27 protein-coding genes and 1 tRNA gene are annotated in these 25,934 nt (G+C 66.2%); 21 read left to right on the top strand and 7 right to left on the bottom strand.

Annotated elements, in window-relative coordinates; genetic code table 11:
• Positions 1-63 precede the first annotated feature (63 nt).
• The 5 genes from ASF34_RS04005 to ASF34_RS03985 all read right to left on the bottom strand — a co-directional run bounded on the left by ASF34_RS04005 (position 64) and on the right by ASF34_RS03985 (position 3,974).
• Positions 64-1,182: an ATP-dependent DNA helicase gene (locus ASF34_RS04005; RefSeq protein WP_018042306.1), complete on the bottom strand. Its 1,119-nt coding sequence runs from the start codon at positions 1,180-1,182 to the stop codon at positions 64-66.
• The gene (gene hemF / locus ASF34_RS04000) at positions 1,179-2,099 is read right to left on the bottom strand and encodes an oxygen-dependent coproporphyrinogen oxidase (RefSeq protein ID WP_156465621.1); all 921 of its coding nucleotides are present in this window, start codon (positions 2,097-2,099) and stop codon (positions 1,179-1,181) included. Before hemF ends, ASF34_RS04005 begins: the two co-directional genes overlap by 4 nt.
• Before the next feature lie 54 nt (positions 2,100-2,153).
• Positions 2,154-2,426, bottom strand: coding sequence for a YiaA/YiaB family inner membrane protein (locus ASF34_RS03995; protein ID WP_018042308.1), 273 nt, complete (start codon positions 2,424-2,426; stop codon positions 2,154-2,156).
• A gap of 312 nt (positions 2,427-2,738) precedes the next feature.
• Entirely contained in the window at positions 2,739-3,419 is a 681-nt protein-coding gene (locus ASF34_RS03990; RefSeq protein ID WP_056158786.1) for a PspA/IM30 family protein, read from the bottom strand.
• Between the two features lie 96 nt (positions 3,420-3,515).
• Complete coding sequence (locus ASF34_RS03985) at positions 3,516-3,974, bottom strand: tRNA (cytidine(34)-2'-O)-methyltransferase (protein ID WP_056159004.1); 459 nt, start codon at positions 3,972-3,974, stop codon at positions 3,516-3,518.
• 98 nt (positions 3,975-4,072) lie between these two features.
• On the opposite strand from ASF34_RS03985, the gene ASF34_RS03980 reads away from it, so the two are divergent.
• The 10 genes from ASF34_RS03980 (at position 4,073) to hisA (ending at position 14,183) form a co-directional block, all read left to right on the top strand.
• A complete protein-coding gene (locus ASF34_RS03980) occupies positions 4,073-5,941 on the top strand; it encodes an ABC transporter ATP-binding protein (RefSeq protein ID WP_018042311.1) in 1,869 nt (622 codons plus the stop codon).
• On the top strand, positions 5,938-7,350 hold the full coding sequence (locus ASF34_RS03975) for an MATE family efflux transporter (RefSeq protein ID WP_056158783.1): 1,413 nt from the start codon (positions 5,938-5,940) through the stop codon (positions 7,348-7,350). The genes ASF34_RS03980 and ASF34_RS03975 overlap by 4 nt, the downstream gene beginning before the upstream one ends.
• Before the next feature lie 241 nt (positions 7,351-7,591).
• Positions 7,592-8,152 (top strand): ubiquinol-cytochrome c reductase iron-sulfur subunit, encoded by a 561-nt coding sequence (petA, locus tag ASF34_RS03970; protein WP_056159001.1) that lies wholly within the window; start codon positions 7,592-7,594, stop codon positions 8,150-8,152.
• Positions 8,153-8,249: 97 nt separating this feature from the next.
• Complete coding sequence (locus tag ASF34_RS03965) at positions 8,250-9,533, top strand: cytochrome b (RefSeq protein ID WP_018042314.1); 1,284 nt, start codon at positions 8,250-8,252, stop codon at positions 9,531-9,533.
• A gap of 19 nt (positions 9,534-9,552) precedes the next feature.
• Positions 9,553-10,452, top strand: a complete 900-nt coding sequence (locus ASF34_RS03960; RefSeq protein WP_056158999.1) for a cytochrome c1 — start codon at positions 9,553-9,555, stop codon at positions 10,450-10,452.
• Positions 10,453-10,562: 110 nt separating this feature from the next.
• Positions 10,563-11,438 (top strand): S-methyl-5'-thioadenosine phosphorylase, encoded by an 876-nt coding sequence (locus ASF34_RS03955; protein WP_056158780.1) that lies wholly within the window; start codon positions 10,563-10,565, stop codon positions 11,436-11,438.
• Positions 11,439-11,635: 197 nt separating this feature from the next.
• Positions 11,636-12,223, top strand: a complete 588-nt coding sequence (hisB, locus tag ASF34_RS03950) for an imidazoleglycerol-phosphate dehydratase HisB (RefSeq protein WP_056158778.1) — start codon at positions 11,636-11,638, stop codon at positions 12,221-12,223.
• A gap of 33 nt (positions 12,224-12,256) precedes the next feature.
• Positions 12,257-12,745, top strand: coding sequence for a DUF2628 domain-containing protein (locus ASF34_RS03945; protein ID WP_056158771.1), 489 nt, complete (start codon positions 12,257-12,259; stop codon positions 12,743-12,745).
• Positions 12,742-13,404 (top strand): imidazole glycerol phosphate synthase subunit HisH, encoded by a 663-nt coding sequence (hisH, locus tag ASF34_RS03940; RefSeq protein WP_056158769.1) that lies wholly within the window; start codon positions 12,742-12,744, stop codon positions 13,402-13,404. The genes ASF34_RS03945 and hisH overlap by 4 nt, the downstream gene beginning before the upstream one ends.
• A 41-nt stretch (positions 13,405-13,445) precedes the next feature.
• Entirely contained in the window at positions 13,446-14,183 is a 738-nt protein-coding gene (hisA, locus tag ASF34_RS03935) for a 1-(5-phosphoribosyl)-5-[(5-phosphoribosylamino)methylideneamino]imidazole-4-carboxamide isomerase (protein WP_018042320.1), read from the top strand.
• Between the two features lie 105 nt (positions 14,184-14,288).
• On the opposite strand, the gene ASF34_RS03930 is transcribed toward hisA, so the two are convergent.
• On the bottom strand, positions 14,289-14,786 hold the full coding sequence (locus ASF34_RS03930; protein WP_018042321.1) for an outer membrane protein assembly factor BamE: 498 nt from the start codon (positions 14,784-14,786) through the stop codon (positions 14,289-14,291).
• A 173-nt stretch (positions 14,787-14,959) separates the two neighbouring features.
• On the opposite strand from ASF34_RS03930, the gene ASF34_RS03925 reads away from it, so the two are divergent.
• From ASF34_RS03925 to ASF34_RS03875, 11 genes are all read left to right on the top strand, one after another.
• The gene (locus tag ASF34_RS03925; RefSeq protein ID WP_056158996.1) at positions 14,960-15,514 is read left to right on the top strand and encodes a ubiquinol-cytochrome C chaperone family protein; all 555 of its coding nucleotides are present in this window, start codon (positions 14,960-14,962) and stop codon (positions 15,512-15,514) included.
• Position 15,515: 1 nt separating this feature from the next.
• Positions 15,516-16,022, top strand: coding sequence for a YceD family protein (locus ASF34_RS03920; RefSeq protein ID WP_056158764.1), 507 nt, complete (start codon positions 15,516-15,518; stop codon positions 16,020-16,022).
• A 239-nt stretch (positions 16,023-16,261) separates the two neighbouring features.
• On the top strand, positions 16,262-17,296 hold the full coding sequence (gene plsX, locus ASF34_RS03915; protein WP_056158761.1) for a phosphate acyltransferase PlsX: 1,035 nt from the start codon (positions 16,262-16,264) through the stop codon (positions 17,294-17,296).
• Positions 17,297-17,323: 27 nt separating this feature from the next.
• Positions 17,324-18,301, top strand: a complete 978-nt coding sequence (locus ASF34_RS03910) for a beta-ketoacyl-ACP synthase III (RefSeq protein ID WP_056158758.1) — start codon at positions 17,324-17,326, stop codon at positions 18,299-18,301.
• 130 nt (positions 18,302-18,431) lie between these two features.
• Entirely contained in the window at positions 18,432-18,752 is a 321-nt protein-coding gene (locus ASF34_RS03905) for an integration host factor subunit alpha (protein WP_018042326.1), read from the top strand.
• Positions 18,753-18,856: 104 nt separating this feature from the next.
• Positions 18,857-19,333: a MerR family transcriptional regulator gene (locus ASF34_RS03900; protein WP_056158992.1), complete on the top strand. Its 477-nt coding sequence runs from the start codon at positions 18,857-18,859 to the stop codon at positions 19,331-19,333.
• A 143-nt stretch (positions 19,334-19,476) separates the two neighbouring features.
• On the top strand, positions 19,477-19,926 hold the full coding sequence (locus tag ASF34_RS03895; protein ID WP_018042328.1) for a hypothetical protein: 450 nt from the start codon (positions 19,477-19,479) through the stop codon (positions 19,924-19,926).
• 182 nt (positions 19,927-20,108) lie between these two features.
• Positions 20,109-22,061, top strand: a complete 1,953-nt coding sequence (locus ASF34_RS03890; RefSeq protein WP_026175676.1) for a PrkA family serine protein kinase — start codon at positions 20,109-20,111, stop codon at positions 22,059-22,061.
• A gap of 224 nt (positions 22,062-22,285) precedes the next feature.
• Entirely contained in the window at positions 22,286-23,587 is a 1,302-nt protein-coding gene (locus ASF34_RS03885; RefSeq protein ID WP_056158756.1) for a YeaH/YhbH family protein, read from the top strand.
• A gap of 126 nt (positions 23,588-23,713) precedes the next feature.
• Complete coding sequence (locus ASF34_RS03880) at positions 23,714-25,288, top strand: SpoVR family protein (RefSeq protein ID WP_056158751.1); 1,575 nt, start codon at positions 23,714-23,716, stop codon at positions 25,286-25,288.
• 112 nt (positions 25,289-25,400) lie between these two features.
• Complete coding sequence (locus ASF34_RS03875; RefSeq protein ID WP_018042332.1) at positions 25,401-25,655, top strand: PilZ domain-containing protein; 255 nt, start codon at positions 25,401-25,403, stop codon at positions 25,653-25,655.
• 139 nt (positions 25,656-25,794) lie between these two features.
• Here ASF34_RS03875 and ASF34_RS03870 read toward each other — a convergent pair.
• Positions 25,795-25,871, bottom strand: a tRNA-Pro gene (locus ASF34_RS03870).
• Positions 25,872-25,934: the final 63 nt, after the last annotated feature.

Genomic DNA, 25,934 nt, shown 5'->3' with positions numbered 1-25,934 from the left:
GTCTGGCGCTCAGGTGGGTGGCGGGTCGCCCGGATGCCACTCCTTTCGCAAGCAGACGCGGGGCTACACCACCACGGTGATGGCGCGGGCGGCGCGGGTCAGCCCGGTATAGAGCCAGCGGGCCCGGTGCTCGCGGAAGGCGAAAGATTCGTCGAACAGGACGACGTTGTCCCATTGCGAGCCCTGCGCCTTATGGACAGTCAGCGCGTAGCCATAGGTGAACTCGTCGGTCTCGCGCTTGAGGAAGGCCGGGATCTCCTCCTCGGAGCCCGACATCACCGCCCGCAGGACCTTAATGTCGATGGGCCGCCGCCTCAGGGCCGGGTCGTCGTCGGGTACGACATCGAGGCGGACCGTATCGGCGCGGGGCGCCGCTCGCAGGGCATGGACCGTCCAGGTCGAGCCGTTGAGCAGCCCCTTCGTCCGGTCGTTGCGCAGACAGACCAGCTTCTCGCCCACCGCAGGCATCGGGTCGGTATGGCCCGCGAGTTCCCGCAGGCGGTTGTTGTAGAGGCGCCGCGTCTTGTTCATGCCGACGAGGACCTGGTCACATTCCAGCACGCTCGACGGATCGAGGGAGCGGCGTGAGACGACGCGGCTCTCGCCATACTCGCCGATGCTGAGCCGGCCGCCCTCACGGATCGTCATGGCCATACGCACGATCGGGTCGTCGGCGGCCTGCCGGTGGACATCGGTCAACATCACGTCGGGCTCGGCCTCGGTGAAGAAGCCGCCGCCGCGCACCGGCGGCAATTGGGCGGGGTCGCCGAGAACGAGGACCGGCTTGTCGAAGGAGAGCAGGTCGTTGCCGAGATCCGAATCGACCATGGAGCACTCGTCGATGACGACGAGCTCCGCCTTCGAGACCGGCCCGGTGCGGTTGAGGGTGAAGGCCGGTCCTCCCTCCTCCGTCTCCTTGCTGCGATAGATCAGGCTGTGGATCGTCGCGGCATCGTGGCAGCCCTTCGACCGCATCACCGAGGCGGCCTTGCCCGTGAAGGCGCCGAAGACGACCGTGCCCTCCACATCGTCGGCGATGCGGCGCGCCAGGGTGGTCTTGCCGGTGCCGGCATAGCCGAACAGGCGGAACACCTGCGGGCCACCGGCCTTGCGCCATTCGGCGATGGCTTTCAGCGCCGCATCCTGCTGCGGCGCGTAGCGGGTCGGTAGGTCGTCGCTCACGGCCAGCGCACGGTGGGCGGCAGCGAGGACAGGATCGAGGCGACGTTGCCGCCGGTCTTCAGGCCGAAGATGGTGCCCCGGTCGTAGAGCAGGTTGAACTCGACGTAGCGCCCGCGCCGCACCTGCTGCTCGAGCCGGTCGGCTTCGGTCCAGGCGCTCGCGAGATTCGCGCGCACGATGGCCGGATAGGCGTCGAGGAAGGCGAGGCCGACATCCTTGGTGAAGGCGAGATCGGCCTTCGGATCGCCGGTCCAGTGATAATCGTAGAAGATGCCGCCGATGCCGCGGGGCTCGTTGCGGTGCTTGAGGAAGAAGTATTCCTCGCACCAAGCCTTGTAGCGCTCGTAATCCGCCGCCGGCGCATGGGCGTCGCAGGCCGCCTTCATCGCCGCGTGAAATCGCAGCGTGTCGGGATCGTCCTGGCTCCGGCGCCGGTCGAGGACGGGGGTCAGGTCGGCACCGCCGCCGAACCAAGTCTTCGTCGTGGAGACGAAGCGGGTGTTCATGTGCACGGTCGGCACGTTCGGATTCCAGGGATGGACGATGAGCGAGATGCCAGTGGCGTAGAATCGCGGATCCTCCGCCGCGCCCGGCATCTGCGCACGGAACTCCGGGGCGAACTCGCCGAAGACCTGCGAGACGTGGACACCGGCTTTCTCGAACACGCGGCCATGCAGCATCGCCATGGTGCCGCCGCCGCCGGGCGTGCCGCTATGGTCGGTGCGCTGCCAGGGGGTCTTCACGAAGCGTCCAGCCTCGGCCGGGGCATCGGGATGGAACGGCCCTTGGGCCTCCGCCTCGATCGCCTCCAGTTCCGCCACGATCCGGTCGCGCAGGCTCGCGAACCAGGTGGTGACCTCATCCTTCAGGAGGGCGAGTTCGGCGGCCGGGGGCGGTGGCGGGGTCGTGTCGGACATCGTCATGGGGGAGGGATGTCCCATCCCTCCCGTCCATCGTCAATCGAGGTACGCTCAATCTTTGCCCACCGACATCAGCAGCCGCTCGGTCTTGGCGTCCTCGATCCGGTTGACCATGCGGCGGCCCTCATGGACGTCGCGGATGGTCTTGGTGGCGGTGATGCAGGACTGGACCAGCATGATCGTGCCCATGGCGAGGTAGCCCTTGATCCAGATATCCATGGGCATGAACAGGATGCCGAGCCCGACCATCGCCGCCGAGCCGATGAAGGACGCGTAGGTGAAGGTGACCCAGGCGCCGGAATGCTGAGTGGTCTCGTTGTTCATGGTCGTAATCCTCGATGTGAGAGAGTTGAGTTGCGTGAGTTCTGTTCAAGTCATCGGCGATATTTTTGAAGGTCGATCGCCCCGGATTTGGTGGTTCTGAAGGTTATTCCTCACCTCGACCTCATCCTGAGGTGCTGCGAAGCAGCCTCGAAGGAGGCCTCCAGTTAGAGCGAGCTTGCTGGAGGGCTCCTTCGAGGCCTCCGCTGCGCTCCGGCGCCTCAGGATGAGGTGGCGGGTGGGAGAATGGTGTTCCCCATGTCTTGATGCTCCCATGACCGGCCCAGACTCATCGAGTCCGCGTCACACCAACCTTCATGCAGCGCGCGCCTCGACCTTGCGCCGGAGGCGGTCGAGGACGGCGCCGCCGCTCGGGCGGGTGCTGGCGCCGAAACCCTCGCGCTCGAGCCGTTCGGCGATGGAAAGGCCCGGCTCGGTCTCGGCGAGCGCCGCTTCCGTGTCGGCGGCCTCGGTCTGGAGGGCGCGCAGTCGGCTCAAGGTCGCCTCGGCTTCCTTGAGTGTCGCCCGCTCGCCCGGGTTGGCCTGAACGCCGAGGCGCCGTGCCGCCTCCGCTGCGGCGGCGATGCGGCGTCCGCGTTCGAGCTCGCTCTGCCGGCGGGTGGCGTCGGCGACGACGGAGCGGATGCGGGCGACCTCGCGGGCGAATCTCAGGCGTGCCTCACCGATGGCGTCGCGTTCGGCTTCGAGCTCCGCGATGGCCTCAGCCGCCTCGGCCGCCAGCTCCTCGCGTCCCGCCGCCAAGGCCGCCAGGGCGCGCTCTTCGAGATCTGCCGCGCGGGCTTCCACCTCGGCGAAACGCCGGCCTTCCGCCTTGTCACCCGCCATTGCGGCGGCGAGGGCCTGGCGGCTGCGCTCCAGGGAGACCCGCGTCTCCCGGATCTGCTGATCGAGGATGAGCAGGGCGTGGCGATCGATCACCTCTTCCTCGGCCCGGGCGGCGGCGCCGCGGGCGAGGAGCCGAAACAACTTGAGCATGGTGTGCCTCCGGCGTTTGAACGCTGTTCACACTCATGGTCTCGCCGATATTTGCACGCCGTTCAAGTGCTGAACTGCACACCGTTCAAAATCTTGTCACGCGCTCGACCCGATCTGTCTCAGCCCCTCGCCGAGGATCATCGCCGCCGCCACGGCGATGTTGAGCGAGCGCATGCCCTCGCGGATGCGAATGACGATCCGGGCATCGGCCGCCTCGTGGACGGATGCGGGGACGCCCGCCGATTCCCGACCCAGCAGGATGCAGTCGCCGGGGAGGAAGGCGAAGGCGGTGTAGGGGAGGGCGCCGGCGGTCGTGGCGAGGACGAGCCTCGTGCCGGTCTTTTCCCGCCACTGCGAGAAGGTTGCCCAGGAGCGATGCCTCGTGATCGCCACATGGTCGAGATAATCGAGGCCCGAACGGCGCAGATGCCGGTCGGACACATCGAACCCTGCCGGCTCGATGATGTCGACGGCCACGTCGAGGCACGCTGCCATCCGCAGGATCGTCCCCGTATTCTGGGGAATGTCGGGCTGGTAGAGGGCGAGACGGAGCATCGGACCGGGCGGCTGCATTGCGTCTGCGGCATCGCCTCGCGGTTGGCACGTCGTCAAGGCCCACTACCTCAGGCAAGTCTCCAACACCGGACCAGATTATGTTTCTCGATTGGCTCGAGCGCCGCATCGACCCGTTCGCGTCCTTCGAAGACGGCCGGATGCCTCCCAAGACGGTGACGGGCTTCGCTGCCTTCTACCTGAAGCCGATGCGGGTCGCCCTGGTGCTGCTCTTCCTCGTGGCCATCGCGGCCGGAACGGTGGAAGCGTCGCTCTACCTGCTCATGGGCTGGTTCATCGATCTCCTGAACACAGCCGACCGCGCGACGGTACTGGAGGAGCACGGCTTCAAGATCGGCCTCGCGGCGATGCTGCTTCTCGTGGTGCGACCCTTCACGGTCTGGCTGCACGAGGTGATGTCGAACCAGCTCCTCGTGCCGCAGGCGACCAACCAAGTCCGCTGGCGCACGCATCTCTACACCCTCGGTCACTCGCTCTCGTATTTCCAGGCGGATTTCGCCGGCCGGCTCGCCAACCGGGTCGTCCAGGTCGGCCCGGCCGTGCGCGAGCTGGCCGTGGTCTTCATCGATACGCTGCTCTACGTGGCGATCTACGCCGTCACGGCGGTGGGCCTGTTCGGCTCCATCTCCCTCTGGATGGCCCTGCCGGTGGTCGTCTGGGTCGCGGCCTATTCGGTGCTGACTTGGTGGTTCGTGCCCCGTGCCCGTGCGCGCTCCCTCGTGACGGCCGATACGCGCTCCCTCCTCATCGGTCGGATCGTCGACAGCTATACCAACATCCTCACGGTGAAGCTCTTCGCCCGCGACCGCGAGGAGCGCGCGGCCGTGCGCGACGCCATCGACGTGCATACGGTCGCCCATCTCCACCAGTTCCGGCTCGTCACCACCACCACGACGCTGCTGGGCCTGCTCAACAGCACGCTCATCGTCGCCACCGCCACGGCCTGCTTCGTCCTGTGGCGGCGGGGCGGCATGACCACCGGCGAGGCGGCGGCGGGTCTGGCCCTCGTCCTGCGCCTGATGGCGATGTCCGGCTGGGTCATGCAGACGGTGCGCGGCATTTTCGAGAATGTCGGCGTGATCCAAGAGAGCATGCAGACGATCTCGCGGCCTCACGGGATCGTCGACCGGCCCGACGCCCGGACCCTCGCAGTGAGCGGCGGCGACATCCGTTTCGATCGGGTCGGCTTCCGCTACGGCGACGGCACACCGTCCGTCATCCAGGATTTCAGCCTGCATATCCACCCGGGTGAGAAGGTCGGCCTCGTCGGAATCAGCGGCGCGGGCAAGACCACGCTGACCGCGCTTCTGCTTCGGCTGCACGACATCCAGAACGGCCGGATCCTCATCGACGGCCAGGACATCGCCGGCGTCACGCAGGAATCGCTGCGCGGAGCGATCGCCATGGTGACGCAGGACACCTCCCTCTTGCACCGGTCGATCCGCGACAACATCGCCTATGGCAGACCGGACGCGACTCTGGAGGAGATCCAGCGGGCGGCGCGTCTGGCGGAGGCTGACGGGTTCATTGCCGGCCTCGTCGATAACAAGGGACGAACAGGCTACGACGCCCAGGTCGGCGAGCGGGGCGTGAAGCTCTCCGGCGGCCAGCGCCAGCGCATCGCCATCGCGCGCGTCATCCTGAAGAACGCGCCGATCCTGATCCTCGACGAGGCCACCTCGGCCCTCGACAGCCAGGTCGAGGCGGCGATCCAGGACAGTCTCGACACCCTCATGCAGGGCAAGACCGTGCTCGCCATCGCGCACCGGCTCTCCACCATCGCAGCCCTCGACCGGCTGATCGTGATCGATGCCGGGCGTATCGTGGAGGAGGGGACCCATGCGGAACTGATCCGCACCGGTGGGCTCTATGCGCGCCTGTGGGAGCGCCAGTCCGGCGGCTTTCTCGGTGACGTCACGCCGACCGTCTACGAGGACGCAGCGGAATGATCGCCCTCGACGTTTCGGCTGGGGCAGCTGAGCGGCGGCGGCCCTCGCGCGGTCCGTGGCTCACGGAGCTGCGGGCGACGCTGGTTCTGGCCGCCCCGCTGATCCTGACCAATCTCGCGCAGCACGGCCTCGTCACGGCCGATGTGGTTCTGCTCGGGCGTCTCGGGGCGGAGCCGCTGGCGGCCGGGGCCCTGGCGACGAGCCTCTACTTCATCCTGTTCATCTGCGGGATCGGCCTCGCCTCGGCGGTCTCCCCCCTGATCGCGGGCGCGGTAGGCCGTGGCGATTCCGCTGATGACGACGTGCGCCGCATCGTGGGGGCCGGGCTATGGGCCGTCACCATCGCGATCGTCCCGGTGATGCTGGCGCTCTGGCACACCGAGCCCCTGCTTCTCGCAATGGGACAGCAGCCGAAGCTCGCCGAGGATGCCGGCCTCTACATGCGCGCCCTGCAATGGTCGATGTGGCCCGCTTTGGCGTTCATGGCCCTGCGCGCCAGCCTCTCCGCCCTGGAGCGGCCAGGCTGGCCCCTCGCCATCAGCATCGCGGCGCTGCCGGTGAATGTCGGGCTCGCGATCTGGCTCGCCTTCGAGGGGCCGGGGCTGCTCGGCCTCGGCATGGTCGGTGTCGGCCTCGCCACGACGCTGGCCGCGTTTCTGTCCCTAGCCGCCCTCGTCGGCGTGATGATGCTGGCGCCGTCCCTTCGCCGGCGACGGCTCTTCCTCGGTGTCTGGCGCCCCAATGCCGCGCGCCTCGCCACCATGTTCCGACTCGGCCTGCCCATGGCGGCGACGGGTCTGGCCGAGGCGAGCCTGTTCGAGGCCGCCGTCCTCGGCATGGGCCTGTTCGGTACGGCGCCGCTTGCGGCCCATGCGGTGACGATCCAGATCGCCGCGATCTGCTTCATGGTGCCCAACGGCATCGGTCAGGCGGCCACGGTGAGGGTCGGCCGCGCCTGCGGGGCGGGGGATCGCATGGCCATGCGCCGGGCCGGCACCATCGCGATCCTCCTGGGCTTCGGCTTCATGAGCGCATGCGCCCTCGCGCAGGTGACCCTGCCGCGCCCGCTGATCGGGCTGTTCCTCGATCTGGAGGCTCCCGGCAATGCCGAAGTGATCCCCTATGCGATCACCTTCATTGGCTTTGCCGCACTCTTCGCCATGGCGGACGGTATCCAGTCGGTGGCGCTCGGCGCCCTGCGGGGGATGCAGGACACGCGCATTCCCATGGCCATCGCCCTGTTCGGCTACTGGATCGTCGGCATTCCGGCCGGCATTCTCGCCGCCTGGGGGCTCGGATACGGCGGCTCGGGGATCTGGATGGGCTTCTGCGCCGGTCTGGCCGTGGTCGCCGTGATGCTGGTGCGGCGCTGGCTCTCCCTCAGTGGCAGCGTCATTGTGCGCCCGTGACGAATGCCGCGTCCCGTCACGGACCTACTCTGGACAAATTCGCATCTGGCGTGCCAGACAAACGTGCCTCAGAAGGCTCGTCTCGGGTGACGCCCGGTCGCATTGCACCGCCCGGTACAATCGTGTCTGCGTCTGCGCTGCGTGCTTCTTTCGAGCGCCTCTAATTGTCGGCGAACGGAAGCGGCGCGTCCTCGATCTGCGGGCGGCCCGAGCCGGCGCCATCCTGACCGGAGTGTCCATCTTGGCGAACACCCCTCCCATATCAGGTCCCGACGGCTCCCGCCGCGACTTCCTGTTCCTGGCGACTGGTGCGGGCCTCGCCGTGGGCGCCGGTGCGTTGGCCTGGCCCTTCGTGGCGTCGATGGCGCCCGACGCGGAAGTGATCGCGGCCGGCGCCCCCCTCGAAGTGGATCTCACGCCGATCCAGGAGGGCCAGATCGTCAACGTGTTCTGGCGCGGCAAGCTGATCTTCGTGCGGAACCGTTCCGAGAAGGAGATCAAGGAATCCGAGGCCGTGAAACTCAGCGAGCTCATCGACCCTCAGCCCGATTCCGCTCGCGTCAAGGAAGGCCACGCCAAATGGCTCGTGGTCTACGGCAACTGCACCCATCTCGGCTGCGTCCCGATCGGGCATCAGGGCCAGTACGAAGGCTGGTCCTGCCCCTGCCACGGCTCGCTCTACGACACGTCCGGCCGCGTGCGCCGTGGACCGGCGCCGACCAACCTGCCGGTTCCCCCCTACGCGTTCCTGAACGACACCAAGATCCGGATCGGTGAAGACGGCGGTAAGGCCGTCGCCTGATCTCGGGACCATCGCCCATGGGCGGTGAGGGAGGGGGTCCGACGCGCGAGGGCACGCGACGGATCAGAGCGAAACAGACTTCGAAGCGGGTAACCACATGAGCGGTCACGCCACCTACGTCCCCAAGAGTCGGATCGCCAAGTGGTTCGAATCGCGGCTGCCCATCGTCGGGCTGGTCCATTCGTCGTTCATCGCCTTCCCGGTCCCTCGGAACCTCAACTATTTCTGGACCTTCGGCGCCATCCTGATGGCGATGCTGATGTCGCAGATCGTCACCGGCATCTGGCTGGCGATGCATTACGATCCCTCCGCCGGCAACGCCTTCAACTCCGTCGAGCACATCATGCGCGACGTGAATTACGGCTGGTTGCTGCGCTACATGCACGCCAACGGCGCCTCGATGTTCTTCGTGGCGGTCTACGTCCACATCTTCCGCGCGCTCTATTACGGGTCGTACAAGGCCCCGCGCGAGGTGCTCTACATCCTGGGCGTCATCATCTACCTTCTGATGATGGCCACCGCCTTCCTCGGCTACACCCTGCCGTGGGGCCAGATGAGCTTCTGGGGCGCCACCGTCATCACCAACATCCTGGCCGCGATCCCGATCGTCGGCGACACGATCCAGAGCCTGCTCTGGGGCGGCTATTCCGTCGGCAACCCGACGATCAACCGCTTCTTCTCGCTTCACTACCTGCTGCCCTTCATGATCCTCGGCGTCGTGGTCCTCCACGTCTGGGCACTGCACGTCACCGGTCAGAACAACCCGACCGGCATCCCGATCAAGAGCGGCAAGGACGCGGTGCCGTTCACGCCCTACGCGACGATCAAGGACGTCTTCGCCGTCGTCGTGTTCTTCGTGTTCTTCGCCTACTGGATCTTCTACCAGCCGAACTACCTGGGTCACGCGGACAATTACGTCCCCGCCAACGCCTCGGTGACACCCGCCCACATCGTGCCGGAATGGTACTTCCTGCCGTTCTACGCGATCCTCCGCGCGGTGCCGGACAAGCTCGGCGGCGTCATCCTGATGTTCAGCGCCGTGATCATCCTGGCCTTCGCGCCCTGGCTCGACACGTCGCGGGTCCGCTCGGCCAACTACCGCCCGATCTACCGCCAGTTCTTCTGGCTGTTCGTGGCCGTCTGCGTGATTCTCGGATGGCTCGGCGCCAAGCCACCGGAAGGCGGCTACGTCCTCGCCTCGCGGATCTGCACTGCCTACTACTTCGCGCATTTCCTCATCGTGATGCCGCTGGTGGGGCTGTTCGAGACGCCGAAGGCCATGCCGGGATCGATCCTGGAGAGCGTGACCGGACCTCATCCGCAATATGGCGGTTCGGGTATGCCAGCCGGTGCGGCCGCCGCGCCATCGTCGAAGGGTTGAGGTGCGGATCGTGAACAGCATGAACACATCGCGCGTCCTCGCCGCCACGCTCATCGCGATCCTTCTCGGCTCGGCTTCGGCCGGCGCCGAGGACAGTCACTCGACCCCGAACCCGCCCCGCGAGAAGTGGAGCTTCGCCGGCGTGTTCGGCAAGTTCGACGAGGCCCAGCTGCAGCGCGGCTTTCAGATCTATCGGGAGGTCTGCTCCAACTGCCACAGCATGAACCTCGTGAAGTTCCGCAACCTCGCCGAGAAGGGCGGGCCGGGCTTCACGGCGGGTCAGGTCAAGGCTCTTTCGGCCGAGTACAAGATCAAGGACGGGCCGAACGATTCCGGCGACATGTTCGAGCGGCCCGGCCGCCCGGCCGACGCCTTCCCGTCGCCCTTCCCGAACGAGAAAGCCGCCGCCGCCGCCAATGGCGGCAAGGCCCCGCCCGACTTCTCGGTGCTGGCCAAGGCCCGCACCTACGAGCGCGGCTTCCCCTACTTCATCTTCGATGCGATGCCCTTCATCGGCTATTCGGAACAGGGCGTGGATTACATCCATGCTCTCCTGAACGGCTACGAGGACGCCCCGAAGGGAATGGATGTCCCGGCGGGCACGAACTACAACAAGTACTATCCCGGCCACCTCATCGCGATGGCCAAGCCCCTGAGCGACGGCCAGGTGACCTATGCCAAGGGCGCCGACGGCAACCCCGTCGTTCCCGAGACGGTGGAGCAATACTCGCACGACGTGGCGGCGTTCATGTCCTGGGCGGCCGAGCCGCACATGGAGGCCCGCAAGGCCCTGGGCTTCCGCGTCATCCTGTTCCTGCTCGTCCTGTCGGGCCTTCTCTACTACGTGAAGAAGAAGGTCTGGGCGGATGTGGGCGGCGAAGCTCACGGCCTGCAGCCGGAGCTTCACAAGACGAGCTGAGCCCCTTAAAGGCGGATCACGACGAACGGGCTCGCTGTCGCGGGCCCGTTTTCGTTTCCACCATGGCGGCGCGCCCGACGCGCCATCGCGACGACGACAGGAGATTCGGCATGACCGCAGCAGTGCTCGGCGTGATGGGCGGATCCGGTGTCTACGATCTGCCGGGCCTCGAAGACATTCGCGAGGAGGCGATCCGTTCTCCCTGGGGGGAGCCCTCCGATTCGCTGCGGATCGGCCGGATCGGCGCGACCAAGGTGGTCTTCCTCGCCCGTCACGGACGCGGCCACCGTCTTTCTCCGTCCGGCATCAACTACCGCGCCAATATCGACGTCATGAAACGGGCCGGCGTTACCGACCTCGTGTCGATCTCGGCCTGTGGGTCGTTCAGGAGCGAGCTGCATCCGGGCCTGTTCGTCCTTGTCGACCAGTTCGTCGACCGCACCCATGGCCGGGAATCCTCGTTCTTCGGAAATGGCTGCGTCGCCCACGTGCCCTTCGCCCACCCCGTCGGGCCGGCCCTCCAGGCTCGCATCGCCGCAGCGGCAGCGGCCGAGGATCTGCCGATCCATAGCGGCGGCACTTATGTCTGCATGGAAGGCCCGCAATTCTCGTCCTTCGCCGAGTCCCGCACCTACAAGGGTCTGGGCTACGACGTGATCGGCATGACCAACATGCCGGAGGCCAAGCTCGCCCGTGAGGCGGAGATCACCTTCGCCACCATCGCCATGGTGACGGATTTCGATTGCTGGCATCCGGGCCATGCCGATGTGGACGTGGCCTCCGTCGTCGCCGTCGCCCGCGCGAATGCGGACAAGGCCGCCCGCCTCGTCTCGCGGATCGCCCGCGATTTCCCCACGGAGCGGGAGGAATGCCCCGCGGGCTCGCATCGCGCCCTCGACGGCGCGATCATGACGGCTCCGTCCCACCGCGATCCCGAGCTGCTGGCCAAGCTCGACGCGGTGGCGGGCCGGGTCCTCGCCGCCTGACCATGCAGGCATTCGATGGCAAGGCCTTCCCACGAGAAGGCATTTGCCTCTAGAGCGTTGATCCCGATATCCCATCCGGATCGATGATCCGGTGTATGCGTTCGGCATCGAGCCGAGACGTTGCATCGATCATCCACGCCGATGCTTCAGAAGACGGCCCTTCACGTGACGGTCAAACCATGAGCGACCCTTCGACGATGCGTTCCGCGAGCATCAGCCGCCGCACGGCGGAGACCGACGTCCACGTGTCCATCGGCCTCGATGGAACCGGCAAGGCGTCGATTTCGACGGGGGTCGGGTTCTTCGACCATATGCTGGAGCTCTTCGCCCGGCACGGGCTGTTCGACGTGGAGGCCAAGGTCACCGGCGACCTCCACGTGGATCACCACCACACCGTCGAGGATACCGGAATCGCCCTCGGTCAGGCCTTTGCCCAGGCACTGGGCGACAAGCGGGGCATCGCCCGCTACGCGGACATCCACCTGCCCATGGACGAAGCGCTGACGCGGGTCTCCATCGACATTTCCGGGCGGCCGTTTCTCGTCTTCCGCACCGCCTTCAAGGCGGAGAAGATCGGGCAGTTCGACACCGAGCTGGTGCGCGAGTGGTTCCAGGCCTTCGCCATGAATGCTGGGATCACCCTGCACGTCGAGACCTTGTACGGTGACAACGCTCACCATATCGCGGAGAGCTGCTTCAAGGGCTTGGCCCGCGCCTTGCGGAAAGCCGTTGCGGTCGATCCGCGTGAGGAAGGTCGCATCCCCTCGACGAAGGGTTCTCTGTAGGGCTTTCACGGGCGGGAAGAGGCGGACACACGCATGCGCACCTACACGTTCCATCTGCCATCGGACACCATCGCCGGCGAATCCCACGGCGTCGAGAGTGCCGTCCTGGTTCCGGACGGCTTCTCGCTGCGGGCGTTCGTGTTCGGTCCGCTGTGGTTCTTCTTCCATCGGCTCTGGCTGGCCGGTCTCGGTGTGCTGGCCCTGCTCGGGGCAGCCGGTTTCGCCGGCCGTTTCCTGGGGCTCGGCACCTTCGCGGGCTTCCTGATCACCGTCCTGCTCCTCCTCCTCGTGGGGATGGAGGCGTCCAGCCTACGCCGCTGGACCTATGCCAGGCGTGGTCGTCCCGCCCGCGATGCCGTGGTCGCTCATTCCGTAGAAGAGGCCGAGATCAAGGCCGTGAACCGCTGGCTGACGGCTCCCCCCGTGGTCCGCTCGGGTCCGAGCGCCTATCCGGCGGGATCTCTGCGTCCGGTCGATACCGCCCTCGGTATGTTCCCCTTCGCCGAGCCCCGTCGGTCATGATGTCCGAGACCGTCGCGATCATCGATTACGGGTCGGGCAACCTGCATTCGGCCGCCAAGGCGTTCGAGCGCGCCGCCCGCGAGGCAGGACTTGGCGCGACCCGCATCGTCGTCACCAGCGATCCCGACACGGTGTCGTCCGCCGACCGCGTGGTTCTCCCCGGTGTCGGTGCCTATGCCGATTGCCGCAAGGGCCTCGATTCCGTCGACGGCATGGTCGAGGCGATGACGCATGCGGCGCATGACCGGGGCCGCCCGTTCCTGGGCATCTGCGTCGGCATGCAGCTCCTCGCAAGCCGGGGTCTCGAATACGAGATCACGCCGGGGCTCGGCTGGATCGCCGGCGACGTCCGCCCGATCCGCCCGTCCGATCCCGCCCTCAAGATCCCGCATATGGGGTGGAACACCCTGCGGCCCGAGCGCCCGCACGCGCTCCTCGACGGCATCCCCACGGGGGAGGATGGGCTGCACGCCTATTTCGTGCACAGCTACGCCCTCGACCCGACGGACCGGACGGATGTGGTCGCGGAGAGCGAGTATGGCGGACCGGTCACCGCCCTCGTGGCCCGGGACAACGTCGCCGGCACCCAGTTCCACCCTGAGAAGAGCCAGCATCTCGGTCTGGCACTGCTCGCGAACTTCCTGCGTTGGCGCCCGTAACGGCCCATCGGCTCATCGACATTCAGAAAGCGACATCCACAGTGATCCTGTTTCCGGCGATCGATCTCAAGGAAGGGCGTTGCGTTCGCCTCGTCCAGGGGGACATGGCGCAGGCCATCGTCTTCAGCGACGATCCGGCCGCCCAGGCGAGCGTGTTCGAGGAGCAGGGCTTCTCCTGGCTACACGTGGTCGATCTCGACGGCGCCTTCGCTGGCGCGCCGATGAACGCGTCCGCCGTCGATGCCATCCTCGCCCGCACCAACCTTCCGGTTCAACTCGGTGGCGGCATCCGCGAGATGCGCACCGTCGAGGCCTGGATCGAGAAGGGCGTGAGCCGGGTCATCATCGGCACGGCCGCCGTGCGTGATCCGGCCTTCGTACGCGAGGCGGCCCGCCTGTATCCGGGCAAGATCGCCGTCGGCGTCGATGCCAAGGACGGTCGCGTGGCGGTGGAAGGCTGGGCCAAGACCTCCAGCACCACGGCCGAGGAATTGGGGCGCCGGTTCGAGGACGCGGGCGTGGCCGCGATCATCTACACCGACATCGCCCGCGACGGCATCCTCAAGGGGCTCAACATCGAGATGACCCTCGCCCTCGCCGAGGCCGTGACGATCCCGGTCATCGCCTCGGGCGGCTTGGCCTCCATCGAGGACGTCCATCGTCTGCTGGAGCCGGATTGCGCGATGCTGGCCGGCGCGATCACCGGGCGGGCGCTCTATGACGGTCGCATCGACCCGCGAGAGGCGCTCGCCGCCATCGCCCGCAAGGCGGCCGCGTAGGCCTTCGTCGTTCCACCGTCGCAAGAGATATGAAAAAGCCGCGCGTCCCATGGGGCGCGCGGCTTTTTCGTTTCCCGCGAATGGCGGCGCGAAAGGCCGCGCTTGTCAGAGGCCATTCTTGGCACCCGGCACGATGCTCGTGCCCGAGCCGCTGCCGAACGGCTCGTACTTGGTGAGGCCGCGGAACAGCTGGCCGAGGAAGGCGCGATCCGCGCCGCTGGTCGGCGTGGTGCGCTCGATGAAGTCGAACACCTTGCCGTCCTGCAGGCCGTAGAGGGCGATACGCTCCACCTTGAAGCCGGCGTTGAAATAGATGGTGGTGACCTTCTGGTCCTCCACCTGCTCCCCGAGGAACAGCACCGTGCGGCGCGAGTTCTGGGTGATGTAATACCACGTCTTGTTGCCGACGGTGGAGACCGTGGACGGAGAGCCGAGGATCTGGAGGACCTGCTCCGCGCTCATGCCCGGCTTCACCGTGGCGAGGGCGGCTTGATCGATCTGGTATCCGTGCCGGAGATCCTCACCGATGCAGCCGGAGATTCCCACGCCGACAAGGCCGATGACGGCGAGACGGCTGATCGACGAGACGAAACGGCGCGACATCAGCCACCCTTGATCCGTTGAGACAACACGACGTTTGAACGTCATAGCTCGGTGCCGATCTCCACCTGGACGTTCCGGTGGAGCTTGCGCCCTGGCTGTCGGTTGCCGTACCGCGAGGTTATGGTTTTGACAAGGCAAGCTCGGCCACACCCCTCCCGCCTCCGGTGGACGGCATGATTTCGCGATTCTTCAAGCGAAGCTCCGCGCGCGCCAGCGTCGTCGAGGCGTTGCATCTGCGGATCAACGAAGCCTCGCGGGAGCCGGCCCTCTATACCCATCTCGGCGTCCCCGACACCGTGGAGGGCCGTTTCGAATGCCTGACGCTCCACGTCATCCTGGTCCTGCGGCGGATGAACCAGTTGCCGCAGCCCGCGGCGGACATCGCCCAGGATCTGGTCAACGCGGTCTTCCTGCAGCTGGATTCCTCGCTGCGCGAACTCGGTGTCGGCGATTTCGGCGTGCCCAAGCGCATGAAGAAACTGGGTGCGGCCTTCTACGGTCGTGCGGCGGGTTACGATGGCGCCCTGGATGCGAGGGACGAGGACGGCCTGAAGGCCGCCCTGGCGCGCAACGTCATCGGTACCGAGACGCCGGAGGCCGGTGCCGGCCTCGCGCGCTACGTGCTGAGCAGCGTCGACCTGCTCGATGGACGCGACCTCGATCACCTCATATCGCACGGGCCGGGCTTCCCATCCCCGCTGAACCTCAACCAATCGGGAGATATCTGACATGACGGCAAAGTCGGCGGCCGCGCCCTTGTCGCGGCCCTTCCGGGTCGACCGCCTGCCCAGAGACAGGGCCGGAATCGTCATCAAGGCGACACCGGAGGAGGAGGCGGCCCTGGCGGCGGATTTCCGAATCCCGGCCGTCCGCGACCTCGTCGGCCAACTGCAATGGAGCGGGACGTCCGCGCATCTCGTCATCACCGGCACGGTCTCGGCCGTCGTCACGCAGGTCTGCACGATCAGCCTGGAGCCGTTCGAGGCGGAGATTTCCGAGCCCGTCGAGATCGTGTTCAGCGATCGCGAGCCGGAGAAGGAGGCCGGCGACGAGGAGACCGACATCCCGGATCCGATCGTCAACGGTACGATCGACCTCGGACAGGTCACCGCCGAATTCCTGGCGCTCGGCCTCGACCCTTATCCGCGCAAGCCCGGCATCGCCTTCGAGCCGGTGGCCGAGGAGCGGGAATCGCCGCTGGCCATCCTCAAGGCGCTGAAGCAGGACGACGCGTGAATCCCGGCGCCGGCGACGGATTTGCTGGGTGACGGAGCCGGGGGCGAACCGCGGATTCCGCAAAAGCTGAGATTTCGTTTGCCCGCCGGGCTCGAACCGCTATTTTCCGCCGCGCCGAGGAAGGGTCCGCCCATGCGGGTTCAGGCCTCTCGTCGATCCCGTCTCGCCGAAGGGCGTTCCGTCGATCCTTCGCTCGAGAAGGGTCTGTCCATCCTGAAAGAGGCCTCCGGCCGAACCTCATGTCCCAAAGAGTGTGCATCTCGCTCGACGCCATGGGCGGCGATCACGGTCCCACGACCGTGGTGCCGGGCGCCGCCATCGCGCGCGAGCGCCATCCCGAGATGACGTTCCTGATGTTCGGGGACGAGGCCATCCTCGCCCCGCTGGTGGCGGCCGAGCCGCGCCTGAAGGGGGCGGTGGAGATCAGGCACACCTCCGTGGCGATCTCCATGGACGAGAAGCCGAGTCAGGCCGTGCGCTCGGGGCGCGGCAAGTCCTCGATGTGGCGCGCGATCCAGGCGGTCAAGGACGGGGAAGCCGATGCGGCCGTCTCCGCCGGCAATACCGGCGCACTCATGGCGATGTCGAAGATCTGCCTGAAGACCTTGGCCGGCATCGAGCGCCCTGCCATCGCCTGCCTCTGGCCCACCGTGCGCGGCGAGAGCGTCGTCCTGGATGTGGGCGCCACCATCGGCACGGACGCGGAGCATCTCGTGGAGATGGCGCTGATGGGCGCCGCCATGGCCAGGATCGTGTTCGATCTGGATAAGCCGACGGTGGGCCTGCTCAATGTCGGGACCGAGGAGATGAAGGGCAACGAGGCGGTGAAGGAAGCCGCCCGGCGCCTGCGCGAAAGCGATCTACCGAACCTGACCTATCACGGCTTCGTGGAAGGCAACGACCTCGGCAAGGGCACCGTGGACGTGGTGGTCACCGAAGGCTTCACCGGCAATATCGCGCTGAAGACCGCGGAAGGCACGGCCAAGCAGATCGGCAGCTACCTGCGCGCGGCCATGAGCCGGACCCTCTCGGCCAAGATCGGCTACTTCTTCGCCCGGCAGGCCTTCAAGGCGTTGCGCGACAAAATGAACCCGAGCCGGGCCAATGGCGGCGTGTTCCTCGGCCTCGAGGGCATCGTCATCAAGAGCCATGGCTCGGAAGACGCCCATGGCTTCGCGTCCGCCGTCGATCTCGCACACGATATGGCGCGGCACGACCTGATGCGGACCATTCGCGACATGCTCGAACTCACGCCCATGGCCACCTCCGCATGAGGTGGTCGATGCCGGATCGGATCTGACATGGCGGTTACACGCTCCGTAGTGGTGGGAACGGGCTCGGCCCTGCCCGCACGTCTCGTGACGAACGACGAGTTGACGAAGACCGTCGACACGTCCGACGAATGGATCGTACAGCGCACGGGCATCCGCCAGCGCTACCTCGCGGGTGCCGGCGAGACTACGTCGACCTTGGGGATCGCGGCCGCCAAGGCCGCCCTGGACGATGCGGGGCTCGGGCCGGAGGATATCGACCTCGTCCTCTGCGCCACCTCGACGCCGGATCATACCTTCCCGTCGGTGGCGACCCAGATCCAGGCGGGGCTGGGCATCCGCTCCGGCTTCGCCTTCGATATTCAGGCGGTCTGCGCGGGCTTCGTCTACGGCGTCTCCACCGCCGACAAGTTCATCGCGAGCGGAAGCGTGCGGCGCGCCCTCGTGGTCGGCGCCGAGACGTTCTCGCGCATTCTCGACTGGGAGGACCGCACGACCTGCGTGCTGTTCGGCGACGGCGCCGGGGCGATCGTCCTCGAGGCCCAGGACGGGGAAGGGACGAACGAGGATCGCGGCGTGCTCACCAGCCATCTGCGGTCCGACGGACGGCACCGCGAGAAGCTCTACGTCGATGGCGGACCCGGCTCCACCGGCACGACCGGTCATCTGCGGATGGAGGGCAAGGAGGTCTTCCGCTTCGCCGTGGGCTCGGTGACGGATGTGATCGCCGACGCTTTCGCGGCCACGGGGACGAGCGCCGACGACCTGACATGGTTCGTGCCGCATCAGGCGAACCGTCGCATCATCGAGGCCTCCGCCGACAAGCTCGGTATAGACCGCAGCAAGGTCGTCCTCACCGTCGACCGGCATGGCAACACCTCGGCGGCGTCCATCCCGCTCGCCCTCGATGCGGCCCGCAAGGACGGTCGGATCAAGCGCCGCGACCTCGTCATGATCGAGGCCATCGGCGGCGGTTTCACCTGGGGTGCCGCCCTGATCCGCTGGTGAGGCGAGCCCGGGGTCGAGCACACTGCCGAGGCTTGACCATCAAGTCCTGTTGACCTGCGGCTTAACGCAGATTAGCGTGTCCGATCATAGAGATACGTCGGAAAATACGATTCGTTTTGGGGAATGACGCATGGCAGGGAAGACGGTCACACGCGCCGATCTGAGCGAGGCCGTCTATCAGCAGGTCGGGCTGTCGCGGACGGAATCGGCAGCGCTCGTCGAAACCGTGCTGTCCGAGATCTGCACTTGCCTCGCGTCAGGTGAAACGGTGAAGCTGTCGTCGTTCGGGTCCTTCGTCGTTCGCGGCAAGGGCCGGCGCGTGGGCCGCAACCCCAAGACCGGCGTCGAAGTGGCCATCGAGCCGCGCCAGGTCATGGTGTTCAAACCGTCCAACGTGCTCAAGTCCCGGATCAACGGCGTCAACGGCGTCGCGGAACAAGACGACGATTGAGGTCTTCCATGTCGCTGGCAGTCAAGGTTCCTGCCGATAGGGCGCGGAACGGGGACGGCTCCTTCGAGGGGAGTGGTCCCGGCTCCGTGGACAATCGCGACACGATGGAAAAACGCCCCGGGGCATTTCGCACGATCAGCGAAGTGGCCGACGAGCTCGACGTGCCGCAGCACGTTCTCCGGTTCTGGGAGACGAAGTTTGCCCAGGTCAGGCCGGTGAAGCGCGCGGGTGGTCGGCGCTATTACCGGCCGGAAGACGTAGACCTGATCAGGGGCATCCGACGCCTGCTCCATGAGCAGGGCTACACCATTCGCGGTGCTCAGCGCGTTCTGAAGGAAAACGGCATCCGCTTCGTCCAGTCGGTGGGGCGCGGCGAGGCCGAAGTGGCGGCCCCAACCCAGCGGGATCTGGACACCGGGGAATACGAGGCCGACGAAGAGGTCGCTCCCGGCGCGGCAAGCGAAGACGACCGGCTCGGTGACGACCGGCTGACCCTGCAGGCCGTCCTCGACGACCTCCATGCATGCCGCGATGCGTTGCAGACCCTGAGCGACCCGTCGGATCTCGCAATCCGCTCCTGATAGGACGATCGCGCGGCTCGGGTGTCGAAGGAAACGCCGCGATACCCTCGACGGCGGGCTCCCCCCATCCCACATGCAGCGGGCCACGGCGGTCACACACACGTCAGCCCATAAGGTCGCCAGGCATCACCGGAGACCGCCCGATGTACGCCGCCAAATCGAATGCCTTTCTCGCAGCAGGCCTTTTTCTCGCGCTCGCCAGCGCCCCGGCCATGGCCCAGGATACGGCGACCCGCACCGAGACCGCGGCCCCCGGAAAGAGCGTCCGCATCCTCATCGCCTCGAACCTGAAGGACGATTGCAAGCCGGGCTCGATGCCGGAGATCCGCATCAGCACCTCGCCCAAGAACGGCTCGCTCATCACCAAGACCGGCAGCGTCACCACCCCGTCGAGCCATAAATGCCCCAACAAGAAGACCGCCGCGACGGGCGTCTTCTATCAGAGCAAGGACGGCTTCACCGGCACGGACGAGGTCGTGGTCGAGGTCAAGAAAGCCGACGGGAAAACCAGCACCCAGACCATCACCATCACCGTCGGCGGCTCGGCCGTGAAGGGCGGGGACGACACGAAGAAGAGTGCCACGGACCTGTGATCCGGCCCTGAGCCCCTTCGACATCACGGGTCCGGCGGCTGCGATTCTCACCGCCGGGCACCGTACTGTGGCAAGCTTCCCACGCTCGATTGCCGTCGCGACCGCACTGCGACAAAACTGGGCCTGTCAGTTGCATCCGAGCCGAGACAGGATGAAGCTGCGTCAGTCGTGAAGGGATCGGGATGCCAATGCCATCGACGAACGACCTGTTCCAGAGCTTTGCCCGCGGTTACGAGGCCCGCCGCGATACGGAGATGAGCCTTTCCGAGTTCATGGAGGCGTGCCGGGACGAGCCCCTCATGTACGCCACCGCGGCCGAGCGTATCCTCGACGCGATCGGCAAGCCGGAATTCGTGGACACAGCCAAGGACGCCCGTCTCGGCCGGGTGTTCATGAACCGGACGATCCGGGTCTATCCCGCCTTCTCCGAGTTCTACGGCATGGAGGAGACGATCGAACGGATCGTCTCGTTCTTCCGCCACGCGGCGCAGGGCTTGGAGGAGCGCAAGCAGATCCTCTACCTCCTCGGCCCCGTCGGCGGCGGCAAGTCGTCCCTCGCCGAACGCCTCAAGGCCCTGATGGAGGTCCACCCCATCTACGTCCTGAAGGCCGGCAACGAGGTCTCGCCGGTCTTCGAGAGCCCGCTGGGCCTGTTCGACCCCGAGGTGATGGGCGCCGAGATCCAGGAGCGCTACGGCATTCCGCGCCGTCGCCTCACCGGCCTGATGAGCCCCTGGGCCTTGAAGCGCCTCGACGAGTTCAATGGTGACATCTCGCAGTTCAAGGTGATCAAGGTACGGCCCTCGCGCCTGCGCCAGATCGGCATCGCCAAGACCGAGCCCGGCGACGAGAACAACCAGGACATCTCGTCCCTCGTCGGCAAGGTGGACATCCGCCGTCTCGAGACCCTGTCCCAGGCGGACCCGGACGCCTACTCCTATTCCGGTGGCCTCAACCGGGCGAACCAGGGCGTCCTCGAATTCGTCGAGATGTTCAAGGCGCCGATCAAGATGCTGCACCCGCTGCTCACGGCGACGCAGGAGGGCAATTACGTCGGGACCGAGAATATCGGTGCGATCCCGTTCACCGGCATCATTCTGGCGCACTCGAACGAGTCCGAGTGGCAGACCTTCAAGACCAACAAGAACAACGAAGCCTTCATCGACCGTATCTACGTCATCAAGGTGCCCTACTGTCTGCGGGTGACCGAAGAGCAGCGGATCTACGAGAAGCTGGTCTCGGGCTCCGAACTTGCGGACGCGGCCTGCGCCCCCGGCACGCTGGAAATGCTGGCCCGGTTCTCGGTGCTCTCCCGCCTGCGCGAGCACGCCAATTCCAACGCGTTCTCGAAGATGCGCGTCTATGACGGCGAATCCCTACGCGAGGTCGATCCCCGCGCTCGTTCCATGCAGGAGTACAAGGATGCGGCCGGCGTCGACGAGGGGATGGACGGCATCTCCACCCGCTTTGCCTTCAAGGTGATGGCGGCCACGTTCAACCACGACACGACGGAAGTCTCGGCCGACCCCGTCCATCTCATGTACACGTTGGAACAGTCCCTGCGCCGCGAGCAGCTGCCGCCGGAGACCGAGAAGCGCTATCTCGAGTTCATCAAGACCGAACTCGCGCCGCGCTATGCCGAGTTCATCGGCCATGAAATCCAGAAAGCCTATCTCGAATCCTATCACGATTACGGCCAGAACCTGTTCGACCGTTACATCGACTACGCCGATGCCTGGATCGAGGATCAGGACTTCAAGGATTCCGAGACCGGGCAGCTCCTCAACCGTGAACTCCTGAACCAAGAGCTCACCAAGATCGAGAAGCCGGCCGGCATCGCCAACCCGAAGGATTTCCGCAACGAGGTCGTCAAGTTCGCCCTTCGCTCGCGGGCTCAGCATGGCGGGCGCAACCCGTCCTGGACCTCCTACGAGAAGCTACGCGAGGTGATCGAGCGGCGGATGTTCAGCCAAGTGGAGGAACTGCTTCCGGTCATCTCCTTTGGTTCCAAGAAGGACGGCGAGACGGAGAAGAAGCACGGTGAGTTCGTCGATCGCATGATCGCGCGAGGCTATACCGAGCGGCAGGTTCGCCGTCTGGTGGAATGGTACATGAGGGTGAAGCAGGCGGGTTAGGACGGCGACACGTCCTGTCGCGGGCTAAGCAGGTTCGCGTTGGCAAGCCAACGCTTCGCACTGCTCAGCTCTTTGATGTGTCGCAGGTTTTGATCGCAGAACCGGGGCCACTTCTGCGAAACCTGCTTAGGGCCGGCGGGCATCGCGGTGCCTGCCGGACACGACCGTCGAACCTGCCAGGGTCTCAGGGGCCAGGGTCTTGAGGGCGAGGACGAAAGCACCGGATGCACATCGTTGACCGTCGGTTGAATCCCGGAGGCAAGAGCCTTCCAAATCGCCAGCGCTTCCTGCGCCGGGTCAAGGACATGGCCCAGCGCGCCGTGCGCGAATCCGCTCGCGAGAAGGACATCAAGGACCTCGGCAAGGACGGGCGCGTCACGGTTCCCGGAGACGGCGTGCGCGAGCCCCGCTTCAGCCGCCAATCTGGCACCGGCCTGCAGGACTACATCCTGCCCGGCAACAAGACCTATGTGGAAGGGGACCGCATCGAGCGCCCGCAGGGCGGCGGCGGGGCCAAGGGCTCCGGCCAGGGCGGGGAGGGCTCCGAGAACAGCGAGGATGCGTTCCACTTCGTGCTGACGCGGGACGAGTTCCTCGAACTGTTCCTCGAAGACCTCGAACTGCCGGATCTGGCCAAGCGCCGCCTCTCGATCGTGGAGACCGAAGGCCTGCGGCGCGCCGGCTACACAGTGTCCGGCTCGCCCGCCAACCTCGCGCTCACCCGCACCCTGCGCAATTCCATGTCGCGGCGCATCGCGCTCAAGCGCCCGAAGCCGGAGGAGATCGCGGAGCTCGAAGGCCGCATCGCCGAGGCCGACGGCAGCGACCCCCGGCTCCCCGACATGAGGCTCGCCCTGGAGGCCTTGCGGGAACGCACCAAGCGTATCCCCTATGTCGATCCGATCGACCTGCGCTATCGCCGCTTCGAGCCCTATCCGCGCCCCATCGCCCAGGCCGTGATGTTCTGCCTCATGGATGTGTCGGGCTCGATGACCGAGCACATGAAGGATCTCGCCAAGCGCTTCTACATCCTGCTCCACATCTTCCTGACGCGGCGCTACCGGCACGTAGAGATCGTCTTCATCCGCCACACCGACAAGGCGACGGAGGTGGACGAGGAGACGTTCTTCGGCTCGCGCGAGACCGGCGGCACCCTGGTCTCGTCAGCGCTGGTGGAGATGAAGCGCGTCATCACCGAGCGCTACGACCCCAACGACTGGAACATCTACGCGGCCCAGGCCTCGGACGGGGACAACGTATCGAGCGACGGCCCGACCTCCACCGAGCTCCTGCGCGCCCATATCCTGCCCGCCTGCCAGCACTTCGCCTATCTCGAAGTCGGCGACGAGAACGGCCCCCGCGCCGGCTTCGTCGAGCACCGCACCACCCTGTGGCGCACCTACGAGGCTCTGGCCAAATCCGGCGGCGCCATCGCCATGCGCAAGGTCAACCATCGGCGCGACATCTACCCGGTCTTCCGCGAATTGTTCGGGCGCAAGGACGCGCGCGCCGAAGCGGGGGCGTGACGCTCGGGCATAGGCCCGAAGCCGGGGAGCCGGTTTTGGGACGAGTTGGCACGATGAGGTGAACCCTTCCTCCCACGCGCGAGGGGGAGGGGAGGAGAGCCGCAACGCTCGGAGAGAAGGACGACGATGGTCACGAACCTCCATTTCCCCGCATCGCCGACGATATCGGGCGGCCAGACACCTCTGTTTTCCGGCAACGACTGGGATTTCGACACGATCCGCCGCATCCACGATGCCTGCGAAAAGATCGCCGGCGAGGAACTCGGCCTGTCCTGGTATCCGAACCAGATCGAGATCATCACGGCGGAGCAGATGCTCGACGCCTATGCCTCCATCGGCATGCCGCTGTTCTACAAGCACTGGTCGTTCGGCAAGCACTTCGCGCAGCACGAGGCCGGCTATCGCCGCGGCATGATGGGCCTCGCCTACGAGATCGTCATCAACTCGGACCCGTGCATCTCCTACATCATGGAGGAGAACACGGCGACGATGCAGACCCTGGTGATCGCGCACGCCGCCTTCGGTCACAACCATTTCTTCAAGAACAACTACCTGTTCAAGCAATGGACCGATGCCGAGGGCATCCTCGATTACCTCGATTTCGCCAAGGGGTTCATCACCCGCTGCGAGGAACGCTACGGTCATCAGGCGGTGGAGCAGGTGCTCGACGCCGCCCACGCCCTGATGAGTCAGGGCGTCCACCGCTATCCGCGCAAGAAGCGGCCGGACCTCGCCTCGGAGCAGCGGCGCGAACGCGAGCGGGCCGAGCATGGCGAGCAGATCTACAACGACCTGTGGCGCACCCTGCCGCAGAAGAGCGCGGGTCTCCGGCCGGACGCCGCCCTGGAGCGGCGCAAAGCCCTGCTCGAACTGCCCCAGGAGAACCTGCTCTACTTCCTCGAAAAGGCAGCCCCGCGCCTGCGTCCGTGGCAGCGCGAGATCCTGCGGATCGTCCGCCTCGTGGCGCAGTATTTCTATCCCCAGCGCCAGACCAAGGTGATGAACGAGGGCTGCGCCACCTATTGCCACTACCGGATCATGAACTCGCTCTCGGAGAAGGGGCTGATCGGCGAGGCGGCCTATCTCGAATTCCTGCAGTCGCACACCAATGTCGTTCGCCAGCCGAACTACAACGAGCGCGGCTATGGCGGGCACAATCCCTATGCCATCGGCTTCGCCATGATGCAGGACATCGCCCGCATCGTGGAGCAGCCGACGCAGGAGGATCGCGCGTGGTTCCCGGAGATCGCCGGCACGGGCGACGCCATGGCGACCCTGCGCGACATCTGGGCGAACTACCGCGACGAGAGCTTCATCGCCCAGTTCCTCAGCCCCAAGCTCATGCGCGACATGCGGCTCTTCCACGTGGTGGACAATCCCGACGAGGCGGAATTGCGCGTAGAGGCGATCCATGACGAGCGCGGCTATCGGAAGCTGCGCCGCTCATTCGCGAGGCAGTACGACGTCGCCTGGCTCGATCCCGATATCGAGGTGGTCGACGTCGATCTGGAAGGCGATCGCCGCCTTATCGTCCACCACAAGGCGCTGAACCGGATCACGCTTCAGGCGGAGGATGCCCGCCACGTCCTGCAGCATCTGGCCGATCTCTGGGGCTACGACGCGGTGCTCATGGAGATCGATCCGGCCACGGATTCGATCCTGGCGGAACATCACGCGGCAGCGCGGCCGATCTTCTTCTGAAACCGCGGATATGCCGATTCGAAGCCCGATCCGTTGCATTTGACGGATCTCACTCCCGGTTCTTTCGCAGACCCCTGACCATTCTCGGGATAACGGAAGATGCGAGGTGGTCATGAATGAACGTCGGATCGATGAGCGGCGGCGTAAGGACGAGGCCGGCCTCATCGCCATAGACGAACACACGACGCTTCCCTGCATCGTCTACGACATCTCCGCCTCCGGCGTTCGGCTCATCCTTCCGGAAACAGCCCTGGTCCCCGACACCTTCATCCTGCATTCAGCGTGTATCGAAGGCATCGAGGTCTGCCGCGTCGTCTGGCGGAGCGACGAGACCATCGGCGCGACCTTCAGCAGGACGGCGGCCTGACGCACGCCTCAGAGCGGGACGGTCGCCGACTGCACCGAGGTCAGCCCGGAAAAACGAAAAAGGCCGGGGACAGCGCGCCCCGGCCTTGAACGTCAGAGCGGAGGACATCTGCTGATATGCCGATGTCACCGCGTTTTAATGGTCGGAGTAGCAGGACTTGAACCTGCGACCCCCTGTCCCCCAGACAGGTGCGCTACCGGGCTGCGCTATACTCCGTCAAGAACCGCTCTGAACTCGTCGATCACGTAGGATGCCGCTCCGGTTACCGGTCCTGAGACC

The organism is Methylobacterium sp. Leaf106 (genome assembly GCF_001422895.1).
GTDB classification, from domain to species: Bacteria; Pseudomonadota; Alphaproteobacteria; order Rhizobiales; family Beijerinckiaceae; genus Methylobacterium; species Methylobacterium bullatum.
The sequence above is the reverse complement of the archived record's forward strand: the minus strand, read 5'-3'. Positions and strand labels throughout refer to the sequence as shown.

Bases quoted from the DNA above. Each gene is read 5' to 3' on its own strand.
- ASF34_RS03980 (WP_018042311.1), top strand. From the start codon at position 4,073: ATGTTTCTCGATTGGCTCGAGCGCCGCATCGACCCGTTCGCGTCCTTC.
- ASF34_RS03900 (WP_056158992.1), top strand. From the start codon at position 18,857: ATGGAAAAACGCCCCGGGGCATTTCGCACGATCAGCGAAGTGGCCGAC.
- ASF34_RS03905 (WP_018042326.1), top strand. From the start codon at position 18,432: ATGGCAGGGAAGACGGTCACACGCGCCGATCTGAGCGAGGCCGTCTAT.
- ASF34_RS03960 (WP_056158999.1), top strand. From the start codon at position 9,553: ATGAACACATCGCGCGTCCTCGCCGCCACGCTCATCGCGATCCTTCTC.
- ASF34_RS03975 (WP_056158783.1), top strand. From the start codon at position 5,938: ATGATCGCCCTCGACGTTTCGGCTGGGGCAGCTGAGCGGCGGCGGCCC.
- ASF34_RS03990 (WP_056158786.1), bottom strand. From the start codon at position 3,419: ATGCTCAAGTTGTTTCGGCTCCTCGCCCGCGGCGCCGCCGCCCGGGCC.
- ASF34_RS03890 (WP_026175676.1), top strand. From the start codon at position 20,109: ATGCCAATGCCATCGACGAACGACCTGTTCCAGAGCTTTGCCCGCGGT.
- ASF34_RS03895 (WP_018042328.1), top strand. From the start codon at position 19,477: ATGTACGCCGCCAAATCGAATGCCTTTCTCGCAGCAGGCCTTTTTCTC.
- ASF34_RS03985 (WP_056159004.1), bottom strand. From the start codon at position 3,974: ATGCTCCGTCTCGCCCTCTACCAGCCCGACATTCCCCAGAATACGGGG.
- ASF34_RS03910 (WP_056158758.1), top strand. From the start codon at position 17,324: ATGGCGGTTACACGCTCCGTAGTGGTGGGAACGGGCTCGGCCCTGCCC.
- ASF34_RS03945 (WP_056158771.1), top strand. From the start codon at position 12,257: ATGCGCACCTACACGTTCCATCTGCCATCGGACACCATCGCCGGCGAA.
- ASF34_RS03925 (WP_056158996.1), top strand. From the start codon at position 14,960: ATGATTTCGCGATTCTTCAAGCGAAGCTCCGCGCGCGCCAGCGTCGTC.
- ASF34_RS03930 (WP_018042321.1), bottom strand. From the start codon at position 14,786: ATGTCGCGCCGTTTCGTCTCGTCGATCAGCCGTCTCGCCGTCATCGGC.
- ASF34_RS03965 (WP_018042314.1), top strand. From the start codon at position 8,250: ATGAGCGGTCACGCCACCTACGTCCCCAAGAGTCGGATCGCCAAGTGG.
- ASF34_RS03880 (WP_056158751.1), top strand. From the start codon at position 23,714: ATGGTCACGAACCTCCATTTCCCCGCATCGCCGACGATATCGGGCGGC.
- ASF34_RS03875 (WP_018042332.1), top strand. From the start codon at position 25,401: ATGAATGAACGTCGGATCGATGAGCGGCGGCGTAAGGACGAGGCCGGC.
- hisB (WP_056158778.1), top strand. From the start codon at position 11,636: ATGCGTTCCGCGAGCATCAGCCGCCGCACGGCGGAGACCGACGTCCAC.
- plsX (WP_056158761.1), top strand. From the start codon at position 16,262: ATGTCCCAAAGAGTGTGCATCTCGCTCGACGCCATGGGCGGCGATCAC.
- ASF34_RS03995 (WP_018042308.1), bottom strand. From the start codon at position 2,426: ATGAACAACGAGACCACTCAGCATTCCGGCGCCTGGGTCACCTTCACC.
- ASF34_RS03920 (WP_056158764.1), top strand. From the start codon at position 15,516: ATGACGGCAAAGTCGGCGGCCGCGCCCTTGTCGCGGCCCTTCCGGGTC.
- ASF34_RS03885 (WP_056158756.1), top strand. From the start codon at position 22,286: ATGCACATCGTTGACCGTCGGTTGAATCCCGGAGGCAAGAGCCTTCCA.
- hemF (WP_156465621.1), bottom strand. From the start codon at position 2,099: ATGTCCGACACGACCCCGCCACCGCCCCCGGCCGCCGAACTCGCCCTC.
- hisH (WP_056158769.1), top strand. From the start codon at position 12,742: ATGATGTCCGAGACCGTCGCGATCATCGATTACGGGTCGGGCAACCTG.
- ASF34_RS03955 (WP_056158780.1), top strand. From the start codon at position 10,563: ATGACCGCAGCAGTGCTCGGCGTGATGGGCGGATCCGGTGTCTACGAT.